This window comes from Pseudomonas sp. D3-10 (assembly GCF_051132175.1).
Classification (GTDB): domain Bacteria; phylum Pseudomonadota; class Gammaproteobacteria; order Pseudomonadales; family Pseudomonadaceae; genus Aquipseudomonas.
Genome location: NZ_CP071668.1, coordinates 2,402,141 through 2,414,907, shown reverse-complemented (window position 1 = coordinate 2,414,907; position 12,767 = coordinate 2,402,141). Strand labels below are relative to the sequence as shown.

The 12,767-nt window shown below is 55.9% G+C and carries 11 protein-coding genes and 1 pseudogene; 7 read left to right on the top strand and 5 right to left on the bottom strand.

The features are described 5' to 3' along the window. Positions 1 to 48 precede the first annotated feature (48 nt). Positions 49 to 1,338, top strand: a complete 1,290-nt coding sequence (gene eno / locus J3P90_RS11165) for a phosphopyruvate hydratase (protein ID WP_434676359.1) — start codon at positions 49 to 51, stop codon at positions 1,336 to 1,338. A gap of 93 nt (positions 1,339 to 1,431) precedes the next feature. Here the strand turns inward: eno and J3P90_RS11160 are convergent, their stop codons facing one another. The 3 genes from J3P90_RS11160 to J3P90_RS11150 form a co-directional block, all read right to left on the bottom strand. Next, complete coding sequence (locus J3P90_RS11160; RefSeq protein ID WP_434676358.1) at positions 1,432 to 2,529, bottom strand: sugar diacid recognition domain-containing protein; 1,098 nt, start codon at positions 2,527 to 2,529, stop codon at positions 1,432 to 1,434. A gap of 137 nt (positions 2,530 to 2,666) precedes the next feature. Continuing rightward, a complete protein-coding gene (locus J3P90_RS11155) occupies positions 2,667 to 4,022 on the bottom strand; it encodes a dicarboxylate/amino acid:cation symporter (protein WP_434676357.1) in 1,356 nt (451 codons plus the stop codon). A 92-nt stretch (positions 4,023 to 4,114) separates the two neighbouring features. Further along, positions 4,115 to 5,170 carry a tartrate dehydrogenase gene (locus J3P90_RS11150; RefSeq protein ID WP_434676356.1) on the bottom strand — a complete coding sequence of 352 codons (1,056 nt, stop codon included), beginning with the start codon at positions 5,168 to 5,170 and terminating at the stop codon, positions 4,115 to 4,117. Between the two features lie 520 nt (positions 5,171 to 5,690). Here J3P90_RS11150 and J3P90_RS11145 point away from each other — a divergent pair. Next, on the top strand, positions 5,691 to 6,602 hold the full coding sequence (locus J3P90_RS11145; protein WP_434676355.1) for a LysR family transcriptional regulator: 912 nt from the start codon (positions 5,691 to 5,693) through the stop codon (positions 6,600 to 6,602). A gap of 118 nt (positions 6,603 to 6,720) precedes the next feature. Here the strand turns inward: J3P90_RS11145 and J3P90_RS11140 are convergent, their stop codons facing one another. Further along, positions 6,721 to 6,921 (bottom strand): hypothetical protein, encoded by a 201-nt coding sequence (locus J3P90_RS11140; protein WP_434676611.1) that lies wholly within the window; start codon positions 6,919 to 6,921, stop codon positions 6,721 to 6,723. Between the two features lie 345 nt (positions 6,922 to 7,266). Here J3P90_RS11140 and J3P90_RS11135 point away from each other — a divergent pair, with 345 nt between their 5' ends. Continuing rightward, positions 7,267 to 7,587: a hypothetical protein gene (locus tag J3P90_RS11135; protein ID WP_434676354.1), complete on the top strand. Its 321-nt coding sequence runs from the start codon at positions 7,267 to 7,269 to the stop codon at positions 7,585 to 7,587. A 175-nt stretch (positions 7,588 to 7,762) separates the two neighbouring features. Next, positions 7,763 to 9,853, top strand: coding sequence for a TonB-dependent siderophore receptor (locus J3P90_RS11130; RefSeq protein WP_434676353.1), 2,091 nt, complete (start codon positions 7,763 to 7,765; stop codon positions 9,851 to 9,853). Here the strand turns inward: J3P90_RS11130 and J3P90_RS11125 are convergent. Next, positions 9,825 to 10,079 (bottom strand): EAL domain-containing protein, encoded by a 255-nt coding sequence (locus J3P90_RS11125; protein ID WP_434676352.1) that lies wholly within the window; start codon positions 10,077 to 10,079, stop codon positions 9,825 to 9,827. The two genes, J3P90_RS11130 and J3P90_RS11125, sit on opposite strands and share 29 nt — an antisense overlap. A gap of 510 nt (positions 10,080 to 10,589) precedes the next feature. On the opposite strand from J3P90_RS11125, the gene J3P90_RS11120 reads away from it, so the two are divergent. The 3 genes and pseudogenes from J3P90_RS11120 to J3P90_RS11110 all read left to right on the top strand — a co-directional run. After that, positions 10,590 to 11,021, top strand: a complete 432-nt coding sequence (locus J3P90_RS11120) for a LexA family protein (RefSeq protein ID WP_434676351.1) — start codon at positions 10,590 to 10,592, stop codon at positions 11,019 to 11,021. After that, the gene (gene umuC, locus J3P90_RS11115; RefSeq protein ID WP_434676350.1) at positions 11,008 to 12,288 is read left to right on the top strand and encodes a translesion error-prone DNA polymerase V subunit UmuC; all 1,281 of its coding nucleotides are present in this window, start codon (positions 11,008 to 11,010) and stop codon (positions 12,286 to 12,288) included. Before J3P90_RS11120 ends, umuC begins: the two co-directional genes overlap by 14 nt. Before the next feature lie 189 nt (positions 12,289 to 12,477). Beyond that, positions 12,478 to 12,605: pseudogene (locus tag J3P90_RS11110) on the top strand (LysE family translocator); the annotation flags it as partial. Positions 12,606 to 12,767 lie beyond the last annotated feature (162 nt).

Below are 12,767 nucleotides of genomic sequence, written 5' to 3'. Positions count from 1 at the left end.
ACGCTAGCCACCCGCGCCCTGCAAGCACCACTCGATCGGAGACCCTCCATGACGCCTAAAACCTCTGCCATTACGCACATTCACGCCCGCGAGATACTCGATTCACGCGGCAACCCGACGATAGAAGCCAGCGTGACACTGGCCAACGGTGTGACCGGATCCGCCAGTGTGCCCTCTGGCGCATCGACGGGTTCGAGAGAAGCGCTGGAGCTTCGCGATGGTGAGGCTCGCTACCTGGGCAAGGGCGTACTGCGCGCCGTGGACAACGTAAAGGGCGTGACCAGCGCAGGGGTCAAAGGGCTCAGTGCCCTGGACCAAGAGGCTGTCGATGAGGCCATGATCAAACTGGACGGTACTGATGCCAAAAGCGCCTTAGGGGCCAATGCGATGCTGGCGGTATCGCTGGCCACCGCACGGGCTGGTGCACAGCACCAGGGTCTGGAGCTGTACGAGCACCTGGCCTCCCTATACGGTCAACCTGGACGATACGCCTTGCCCATACCGATGATGAACATCATCAACGGCGGCGAACATGCCGATAATAATGTGGACATTCAGGAGTTTATGATACAGCCAGTTTCAGCCACATCGTTTCGCGAGGCACTGCGCATGGGTGCCGAGATCTTTCACTCCTTGAAAGCTGTATTGCACGCTCAAGGCTTGAGTACCTCGGTCGGCGACGAAGGCGGGTTTGCTCCTTCGCTGCCCTCCAACGAAGCGGCTTTAGTGGTCATCCAGGAAGCCGTGGAGCGGGCAGGCTATGTGCTGGGACAGGACGTTACCCTGGCGCTCGACTGCGCAGCCTCCGAATTCTTCGAGGACGGTTTCTACCATCTGCAGGGTGAAGACCGAAGATTCGACTCCGAAGACTTTACCCGTTACTTGAGTTCACTCTGTGAGCGCTACCCTATCACTTCTATCGAAGACGGCATGGACGAAAGTGACTGGGACGGCTGGAAAAAACTGACCGCCCAGCTGGGCGAACGCGTGCAGCTGGTAGGCGACGATCTGTTCGTGACCAACACGCGCATCCTCAAGGAAGGGATAGATCGAGGGATCGCCAACTCGGTGCTGATCAAATACAACCAGATCGGCACCTTGACCGAAACCCTGGCCGCCATCCGCATGGCTCAAGCGGCGGGCTACAAAGCGGTCATCTCACACCGCTCCGGGGAAACGGAAGATACCTTCATTGCCGACCTCGCCGTCGCCACGCGGGCCGGACAGATCAAGACCGGATCGTTGTGCCGGTCGGACCGAGTGAGCAAATACAATCGTCTACTGCGAATAGAAGAAGCATTGGGCGCCTTCGCGATTTACGGCGCAGGTACTCGCTAAGCCTATGCCGAGTGCTGATACCGGCGAACCGTTTAGGCTTCCAACTCAGGCGCTGACGCAAATCTGCGCCTGTTTACGCATGAACATCGAGGCTCATTCGTCAGACATCAGTTGCACACCCAGGTACAAAACAATCACGTCATCTAGCTTGTTCAGATCCATTTCGGTTATCTCTGAAATCCTATCCATCCGATAACGCAGCGTGTTTCGATGCAGGCCTAGGGCATCTGCACAGGCCTGAATTTGCCCACTGTGTTCACACCAGCTTCGCAACGTCTGCACCAACTGACCATTGCTGTCCTTGGCACGCACCTTGTTGACGACGGCCAGTAGTTCCTCGATCACATACTCTTCTCGATGAGCCCACAACATTGCCGGCAGACGCAAGCGAGTCAGCAACAAAAGCCGCTGCGTCTTCAACACGGCACGACCATAGGCCGCTAGTGCCGTCACATGCGCGCAAACTTTGCGTAGCCGCTCCATGCCCTGGACAGGCACGCCGACGGCCACACGAACAGGCGTCCAGCCTTGACTTTGCATTTTTTGCAGGTATTTGTGAGGATCGACCCCGCTGACGGCGGGGCAGCACCACATTACCGTATTAGGCGACGGACTCAGGCACCAACTGTCCGGAACCCGCCCCAGCAGCCATTCGCTGACCATCGCTGCGACCTGTTTAGATGCAAACTCAAGCAAGAGTGGCGTGCGCGTGAGCTGGTGTTTGAGCCCTAGCTGCTGCGCTTCGTCCAACAAGCGAGGAGAGTCTCCCGCATCCCCCAATAGCAAGGCCAGCAAGTCGTCGCTGCGCTGCTTGCGCCATTGCGACTGCACTTCGCGGTGCCGTTGCGAAACTAGCATTTCAGCAGTCATGCGCAGCAATTCTGCGTAAGTACGCAGCGTATGCGGATCGCCGGTAAGGCCCAACACACCAATCAAGCGTTTATCGTGCATCAGCGGCACGTTGATGCCTGGCTGGACCCCTTTGAGACAGGGAGACGATTGCACATCGATTTCCACCACGCGATGGTTCGCCAAAACTAGCTGGGCACCCTCATGACGGGTGTTGATCCGCTCGGGCTCGCCACTGCCCATAATCAAGCCCTGGCAGTCCATCACATTGACATTGAAAGGAAGGATGACCATCGCTCGATCGACAATGTCCTGCGCAAGCACATGATCCAACTCAAACATTGTTTTTATCCTTGAAATGACTCGCCACGCCACTGGCGCAGCTATCTGATTTCAAAATGGAGGTCACATAAGGAAGAAAACGTCGACTCCTTCCCGGAGTCGACGTTGAGCCAGTCTAACTTCTGATTGCAGAAAGTTTAGACTTTCACAGCAGGCGCTAGGCCCATCTGTTGAGAACCGTTGTTGTAAGCGTCATGGGACGCGGATTGGCTGGCGACAGGGGTCGTCACTTCATCAGGCTCCGGCTGACCGTTGAGTGCACGATTCATCTTCGACGTATCCAGTGCTCCTACCCACTTGGCAATCGCCATGGTGCCGACGCCGTTGCCAATGGTGTTGGTGATGGCACGCGCTTCAGACATGAAACGGTCGACACCCAACAACAGCACCATGCCAGCCACCGGGATGGTTCCCAGCGAAGCCAGGGTGGCCGCCAGAATGATAAAACCCGAACCTGTCACTCCGGCCGATCCCTTGGAGGTGAACATCAGCACGGCCAGCACGATCAGTTGGTCCATCAAGGTCAATGGTGTGTTGGTGGCCTGAGCAATGAAGATGGCGGCAATGGTGTAGTAGATCGCCTGCCCATCCGGGTTGAAGGTCAGGCTCGCCGGAATCACCATGCCAGCAACCGGCTTGGAAACCCCTGCCTTCTCCATCTTGGAAATCATCTGCGGCAGTACCGACTCCGACGAGCTGGTGCCCAGCACGGTGAACAACTCTTCCTTAATAAAGCGCAGGAACTTCCACAGGCTGAAACCACTCATGCGGCAGATGGGACCGAGCACAAAGATCACGAACACAATGCAGGTGAGGTAGACACAAGCCATCAGCTTGCCCAGCGAGAACAGTGAGCCGAAGCCGTATTTGCCGATGGTGAAGGCAATCGCGCCGAATGCGCCAATGGGAGCGAGGCGCATGATCATGTTGACCATGCGAAACATGCCCTGCATCAGGCTATCTAGCATGTCGACGAAGAATTTCGCGCGGGGGCCGACCTGTGCCAGGGCGACGCCCAACAACACCGAGAACAACAGGATTTGCAACACATTGCCTTTAGCAAAGGCATCGACGATGGTGTTGGGGATGATGTTCATCACGAAATCCATGAACGTCGTGTGCTTCGCTGCCGTGGTGTAGGTATCCAGACTTGAAGCGTCCAGCGTCGCGACGTTGATGTTCATGCCTGCGCCGGGCTTGAACACGTCCACCACCACCAGACCAACCACCAGTGCCAGAGTCGATACCACCTCGAAGTAGATTAACGCGCGTAAACCGACACGCCCTAATTCCTTCATGTTTTCCATCTTGGCAATGCCCGTTACCACCGTGAGGAATATCACCGGTGCAAGGAGCATCTTGATCAATTTAATGAAGGCGTCGCCCAAGGGTTTGAGGGCTTCACCGGTTTCAGGAACCGCTACACCCACGACGGCACCGAGGATCACGGCTAGCAAAACTTGAACGTAAAGCTTTCCCAGAATTCTTTTCATGACAGGGCCCTGATTTTTTATTGTTGTCAGGAAATGCCAAGGGCTGGATCAATGACCCCTCCCTTGGCGGTATGCCGCAGTATTACTTTGAATTAGCGGCCAATCAGCTTGATCACAGCGTCGGTGATCTGCCGAGTGGTCGCTGTACCGCCTAGGTCAGGCGTATGCAAACCGCTTTCGGTAACAGCTTCGATGGCGGACATCAGTTCCTTAGCCGCCGCCGACTCGCCCAGATGCTCGAGCATCATCGCCGCAGTCCAGAAGGTGGCGATCGGGTTGGCGACGCCCTTACCGGTGATGTCGAAGGCGGAACCGTGGATCGGCTCGAACATCGATGGGAACTGCCGCGAAGGATTAAGGTTGGCAGTCGGTGCAATACCCAGGCTACCCGACAAGGCGGCGGCGAGGTCGGAAAGGATATCGGCGTGCAGGTTGGTCGCCACGATCACATCCAGAGTTGATGGCTTAAGCACCATGCGCGTGGTAACGGCATCGACCAGCTCTTTGTCGATCTTCACATCAGGAAAGTCCTTGGCCACCTCGTAGAAGATCTCATCCCATAACACCATGCCATGGCGCTGGGCGTTGGACTTAGTGACCATAGTCAAGTGTTTACGCGGACGGCTCTGGGCCAACTGGAAAGCAAAGCGGTGGATACGCTCTACACCGGCACGGGTGAACACGGAGACTTCGGTGGCCACCTCTTCTGGCAAGCCACGGTGTACGCGTCCGCCGTTGCCCGAGTACTCACCTTCAGAGTTTTCACGCACCACAACCCAGTCGATCTGATCACCATTGTGCAGCGGGCTTTTAACGCCAGGAAGCACACGGGCAGGACGTACGTTTGCGTACTGGTCAAACCCTTGGCAAATAGGCAGACGCAGTCCCCACAAAGAAATGTGGTCCGGAACGTTCAGCGCACCTACAGCACCAAAGAAAATGGCATCGAAAGTCTTGAGTTCTTCCAAGCCACCTTCCGGAATGTAGTAGCCATTTTTCAGGTAGTTATCCGAGTTCCAGTCGAAGTCCTTGAAGGTAATTTCAAAGCCGACTTTCTTGGACAGCGCCTTGAGGACTTCAACCCCGGCAGCAATAACTTCAATGCCGATACCGTCACCAGGAACCGAAGCAATTTTGTACGCAGTCATTGTGAACACCTTTGTAAGTTTTGTTTTGCCCGTCGAACGGAGTCGTTCGATCAGGGTGTGTTCGGAGTATAAGTATTGAATTCGAAGATTTGAGTTACTTCAAATCACTACATAATTAACTTTCAGTTATGAATCTTTCGCCATTTTTTACCCGTACTTTGCTCAAGAATGAGCCTTCAAGTAAGCAACCGGCCGGCGTGGTTCCCTCTGGCGTCGCAACTCACCCAAAATTGATCCAGCCATAAAAATGAACCCTGCTCGCCAGCAGAAAGCCTGGAAGGTAAATGCTTTCATCGTGGGCAAGGATGCGCAGGAGAGGCCTTTTTCTGCTCCGTGACGGCAGCTGAGGCTTAAAGAGTCCGGCACAGCACTGATGGAGGTGTTCACCCCCGACACCTTCATTTAAGGCACCTGCTTTTTGCAGGTTGAAAATGCTGTTCAGTCAGGGCATGGGCAGGGTATATGTATTGATAACACTTCAATCATACATAAGCGCCCCATACATCACTTTGAGTCACGAATGAGCCAGACATTAGACCTGTCGTTTTTCTACCTGCTGGCCAACCAAGGCAGCCTAGCCGCCACGGCTCGCGAGCTGGGGGTCACCCCTCCGGCAGTGAGCAAGCGTCTATCGGCGCTGGAGGCCAGGCTGGGCATTCGTCTAATCAATCGCACCACCCGCTCAATGAGCCTGACCACTGAGGGTGAGCTTTACTTCTCCCATGCGGCGCGAATCCTTACGCAGATCGATGAGGTCGAGCAGATGGTCAGCAGCAGTCGGGCCACACCCAAAGGACTGATTAGGGTCAACGCATCGCTCGGCTTTGGTCGCCGCTATATCGGGCCGGCGTTGGCGGCCTTTTACAGCCGGTATCCTGAGGTTGAGATACAACTGGAGATCAGCGACCACCCACTGGATCTGACGACCCACGGGTTTGACCTGAGCATCCGTTTCGGCACACTGCCGGATGCTGCATTCCATGCTCGCAAAATCGCATCCAATCGTCGTTTGCTCTGTGCCTCTCCCCTTTACCTGCAGAAGCACGGCGCACCTGAGCGACTCGCAGATTTGCAGCAGCACAATTGCATTTTCATCAGGCAAAACGAGACGCCTTATGGCGTATGGAGTTTCGCAGCGGGTAGCCGTACTCAAAACATCAAAGTGCATGGCGCTCTGGGTTGCAATGATGGCGAGGTGGCCTTGAACTGGGCGTTGGAGGGTTATGGCATTCTGATGCGAGCAGAATGGGACATTGCTCGCTATGTGCGAAGCGGCCGCTTGCAGTTGATCCTTGAAGATCAGACGCCTACCCGCGCGGATGTCTATGCAGTTTACCCCCAACAACTGCAGCTATCTGCACGGGTTCGCACCCTGATCGACTTTCTGGTCGAGCGCTTTGCTCATATCGACCATTTGAGCGTAGCTGAATGACCCATTAACCTAAAACCTGATGGACCGCAAACAGCGCAGGCAAAGCGCCACGAGGCCCAGACCTGATGCCAGAGGCAGTAGAACTTGCCGGTATACGTGATCTTGGAAAGGCCATGATTCACTGCCACTCAGCGGCTTGCCCTGCCCACAGTGGGAAAATCACGGAGCCGAAGTGATCGGGTTCCTCTTCACGGCGTTCGTTGGTGGTCTTGTAGTTGTCGACCGGGCGGGTAAAGTCCAGGTTGGCGTCGGTGTACTGATAGAAAAGCTCAAGACGTGAATCATCGGCGAACGTCTGGATTGAGCGTCCTGTTTGCATCGTTGCTGTGCGCGATGGGTCACGGGCAAATGGCCGGCTTGCGATTGAGCGGTTTGGACGGCGGACTGCTTTGCTCCACAGGCGGCGGTGCAGTCTTCGAAAAACTGCATGATGCGCCCGTCCCGTCACTGCCCGTCGAGGCTGATTGCGTCATTGCCAGCCTGTTCGGTGCGATCCTGCTGGCAGCGTTCTTCGGGCTGCTCGCCTTGCTTGCCGGCGAACCAGCCTGGCCCTTGCCCCCACAACCTACCCGTTGCTCACCCAGGCAGCGCTGGCCCCTGATTAATCCTCGCGCCTCCCCCGCCCTGCTCCCCTCGCCTTGACGTCATCACCACGTGCCCCTGCATGACGCGCAGTCGGTGTGTACTCATCGAATTAAGCCAGGAAGCTATTCATGTTTCGCTTGATTACTTTGGCGCTGCTCGCGAGCAGCACCTGCGCGTGGGCGCAGGACACTACCCTGAACTTACCCACCAGCTTCATCAACGCCTCGGCCAACCAGCCGAAACCGGCCACCAACCTGGACGTGCACACCCCATCGAAAGCGGTGTCAATCTGTTCCAGAGTGTGCTCGATGTCGATGAAATCGCTACGCTGTACCTGTTCACCGGACAACCCGGTACAGGTTTCGGCATTGCCCAACGGCGCTGGGCCTTGAGGAAGTAAAACTGGATGCTGACGGTGAGGCTCACCCCATACACGGCGGTATGGGGCGCCTGAACCAGGCACGCAGATGATCATCAGGACGGTGCCCAGTCAACAAGCAAGTGGCGATCTATAGGTTGTGGTGTGACCGGCCCCATAAATGTTATGTTATTACATCTTTATGGGAGAGTTCATTTTGAAACATCACGTTCCGCTGCTGACAGGATTCACCCTCGGGCTACTTGGACAACCTATTTCAGCGGCACAACCTCTGACGCTGGACGCGTTGACTATCACCGGATCCACCGTGGAGGAGCGTGCCGATGGACCAGTGCAAGGTTATCGAGCAACGCGTTCGAGCACAGCTACTCGCACCGACTCCGACATTCGCGATACCCCGCAAAGCATCGATGTAATACCCGCCCAGGTGATCAAGGACCTCAACACCACGCGAATCGATCGCGCCCTGGATTTCGCAGGCGGTGTCTCACGACAGAACAACTTTGGCGGACTAACTTTTCTCAACTACAGCGTCCGTGGTTTTACCACCGGCGAACTCTACAGGAACGGCTTTGCCATCAACCGTGGCAGCTACAGCGCGCCGGACACTTCCAATATCGAACGTATCGAAGTGCTCAAAGGCCCGGCGGCAAGTCTCTACGGTCGCGGCGATCCCGGCGGCCTGGTCAATATCGTGACCAAGCGTCCGCAGGCTGAGGCGTTCAGCAACCTGAACATCAGCGCCGGCACCTGGGACCGTTACCGCAGCAGCCTCGACGTCAACTCGCCACTCGACAGCGAGGGCAACCTGCTGGCACGAGTAAACATGGCCATCGAAGACAATGGCAGTTTTCGCGATCACGTCGACAGTCAACGACGGATCATCAGTCCGTCGTTGAGCTGGCAGATTTCACCAGACACCCGCCTGATGCTCGACACCGAGTTCTCCCGTACCGAATCGGTGTTCGACCGCGGCATTCCGGCAGTCAATGGTGAGCTTGGCTCGGTCAAGCGGTCGACCTTCATGGGTGAGCCCAACGATGGCCAGATACGCAACGACAACCAGACCATTGATCTGGCGCTGGAACATTATTTGAACGACAACTGGAAGGTTCGCCTGGCCAATCACTACACGCAGGGCACGCTCAATGGCGCGAGCTCGGAACCTCAAGCATTGGTCGGCACCACCATCACGCGTTTCTATCGCGAGCGTGACTTTGAATGGAACGACAACATCACCCAGGCCGAGCTACATGGCAACTTCGAACTGGCCGGCTGGCAGCATCAGACGCTGGCGGGACTGGAGTATGAAAACTACCGCAACAGCCAGAAGTACCCCCAGAGCGCCACGCTTGCAAGCTATGGCTTGGATATCTACAACCCCGTTTATGGTCAGCCCAAGCCGGCCCTGACCCGCGCCAACGATTTCCACGAGCACACCGAGAGCTACGCGCTCAATTTGCAGGACCAGATCGCCTTTACCGATCGTCTGCGCGGATTGATCGGCGTGCGCCTGGAGCGCATCGAGCAGACTTCGCTGAATCGCACGACAGCTGTCAGCAACAGCCAGGAAAAAGACGTCGCCACTCCACGCGTTGGGCTGCTTTACCAATTGGCACCACAGGTCGGCGTATTCGCCAACGCGTCCACGTCTTTCAAGCCCAATACCATCGGCACGCAAGGCCAGGTCTATAAACCGGAAAAAGGCCTGGGTTATGAAACCGGTTTAAAACTGGACCTGTTCGACAGCCGTATTGGCGCGACCATCGCTCTGTTTCACATCGACAAGGAAAACGTCGTGACGACCGACGCGCTCGGTGAAAGTGTCGCAGCCGGTGAGGCTCGCAGCCAGGGCCTGGATCTGCAGTTCAGCGGCCAGATCACCGATGCCCTGCGTGTTATCGGTGCTTATGCCTACATCGACGCCGAGGTGACCAAAGGCGACTCCGCGCTACCCAAAGGCAGCGACCTGTTAGGCATCGCCCGCAACAGCGGTAGCCTGATGGGTGTTTATGAGTTTCAGGACGGCGCCTTGCGTGGATCGGACATGGGCGCAGCCTTCAACTATGTAGGCGAACGCTCAGGCCAGGCTGGCAGTAGCTTCAAACTGCCGTCGTATAGCACTGTCGATCTGCTCGCGCACTACAAAGCCAGCGAAGACGTTACGCTCGGGCTGAACCTGAACAATCTGTTCGATCGCAAGTACTACGAACGATCCTATAACAGTGCCTGGGTCCTGCCCGGAGAGCCGCGTAACCTCAGTGTGAGTCTGAGCCTCGACCTCTGACAGTGATCGCCAAGGTCGCAATGCATTCACCGCTCGAGCGCCAGGAATCGATTTTCCGGAACGCCTGCTGAGAGGCCTCCTCGACACCTTCGGCAACCAGGGTCAACCGAAGGCTATGAGCCATGGAGATAATCGCCTTGACCAGTTCCGCGCTGTCGCGGTTGTATTCGATGTCGTTGATAAACGAGCGGTGGATGTTGAGCGTTTCGATGGGCAGGCGACTCAAGTAGCTGAGGGCCGAATAGCCGGTGCCAAAACATCAACCAGCTTCAGTTCCACCGTGTATTCTCCCGTCGGATGTTCCACCAATAGCTGTGGATCAGCGCAGACGGGTACCGTTGCCAAAGGAAAGCGGCTGGGCTAATGAGGTAGCTGTCCATATGCCTACACAGAACGTGAGGCCTCTGCAGGGCTACGGTGTCCGTCTCCGCTCAATCATCGGCATCAGAGGCAAAGGAAAGCGGCTGAATCAGATGCGAGCCCTGATTGCGAACATTTCCGACATCCTTACCAACCTTGTACCAATGAAAGTCTGTTGCTGGTCGACAATGCTCCATCGCTAATTCGCGCGCTCGGTCAGGTGGCGTGTCGGGATCAATCCATTCACGAGCATGCTCAGGCGCCATGCGTCCGCACATGCTGTCACCCGTCGAATAGTGCTGCTTATGACATTGACCGCAAGCGATGCAAATCGTTAACTGTATATACGTACAGTTAATCCCTTAAGGCTTGCATCATGAGCATCACCATCCTGGGCCTGTTGGCTACCGGCGGCAAGAAGCTGCCTCTTTATTCATTCAAGGTGCCTGCAGGCTTCCCTTCGCCCGCTGCTGACCACATCGAAAAGCACATTTCCCTGGATGAGCTCTTCGATGTACGAGCTCCCCACGTCTATCTCGTGAGGATCGATGGCGACAGCATGCAGGGCGCGGGGATCTATTCGGGGGATATGGTGGTGGTTGATCGAAGCATAGATCCGATCAGTGGGGACATCGTTATAGCTGCGCTTAACTCCGAGCCACTGCTCAAGCGTCTGCATTTGCGCGACAACGCCGTAATACTTCTGTCGGAAAATCCCAAGTATCCGGCAAGGCACGTGATGGAAGGCGACGAACTCATGATTTGGGGTGTAGTGAAATACAGCGTCCGCGATCATGACAACACGTGAACCTGTCTTCGCCCTGATTGACTGCAACTCGTTTTACGCCAGCTGCGAGCGCGTCTTCAGACCGGACCTCGCGAAGACACCTATAGTGGTGCTGTCCAACGACGACGGCTGTGTAATTGCGCGTAGCTACGACGCAAAACCTTTCGTAAAGATGGGCCAGCCGTACTTCCAAATCAAAGATCATCTACGTCGGCATGGGGTTGTGGCGTTCAGCAGTAATTACGCTCTGTACGGCGACATGAGCGAGCGTGTCATGACGATCATTGAATCGTTAGTACCGACGCTTGAGGTCTACAGCATTGATGAGGCGTTCGCCGACCTCACCGGTATCCCAGGTGACTTATCTGCGTTTGGCCGGCACATGCGTTCTACCCTTCTCAAACGCACTGGCATTCCTGTCGGGGTTGGAATCGCGCACACCAAGACGCTGGCCAAGCTTGCCAACCATACCGCCAAGCGGCTGCTGGATATCACGGGCGGCGTAGTGGATCTCTGTGATCCCTTCAAACGGGACTGGACGCTGCGCAACACTGATGTCGGCGAGGTCTGGGGCATCGGCAGGCGCATGAAGGCGCATCTGGAAACAATGGGGATCCAGACCGCGATGGACTTGGCCAAAGCCGACCCGTGGATGCTTCGTCAAAAATTCAGCGTGGTGATCGAGAAAACCGCTCGCGAACTTGCCGGCACCCCATGTTTGGAGTTGAGTGAGGCTGATCCACCCAAGCAGGAGATTTGTTGTAGCAGGATGTTCGGCACGCGGCTCACCGAGATTGAGCCAATCAAGGAAGCTGTCGCCACCTACACACAACGCGCGGCGGAAAAGCTCCGAGCTCAAAGCTCACTGTGCAAGAAAATCCGCGTGAGCATTAGAACCGGCATGTTCAACCCTCAGGAAGCGAAGTATGCGAACGGGGCGTTGGTCGAATTACCTTACCCGACCAACGACGTGCGGCTCATGACCAACGCCGTAACCGAAGCGGTAAACCGTCTATTCCGGCCCGGCTTCAAGTACAGCAAAGCAGAAGTTTTGCTGATGGATCTGCGCCAGCCTGGCGAATTCACTGATGATCTGTTCGCTCATTCTCAACCCGTCATGGCTGATAAGGTGATGAGTGTTTTGGATGAAATCAATGGTCGATGGGGAAAGGGGGTTATTCGGATAGCGAGTGTGCCTGCAGCGCCTGGTTGGGCAATGCGTCGAGAGCTGATGAGTCAGAGCTATACGACGAACTTTGATCAGTTGTGGACGGTGAAAGCCCGCTAGCGAGGACGCGTTCGGCATCTGCAGCTTAAAAAATGCGCCTCCTATGCCGACTACTTACGGCCAGAGTGTGTAAAAACACAACTACGCTCAAAAGCCCTGTATCGAATTTTTCGTTGTACGTTGAAGCCGCGGACGGCTTTGAACTGAATGATGACCGTCCCCTGCCTCAACATTCGCAACGGAATGCACATGATCGATGTTCCCGCCGTTTTGACAGTCTTTTTGGTTTACCGGCCGGTGTCGTTATTTCAGGGCCAAATTTCGTTGCAGTAGTCCACAAAGCGGTAGCTGCTACGCGGTCAGGAGTTTTGGCCTTGGCAGTCATTCATCCAAGGGGTCGTTTAACGTGGTGATTGTCACCTTCGGTGCCCAGCCCAAGCCGGTTGACAAAGAGCCGATCGACCCGATGGTGTTCGTCGATGCCGTGGTAGCTGCATTGAAGTAAATCCGCGCCCCGGATGACGTTAGTCTTCGCGGCG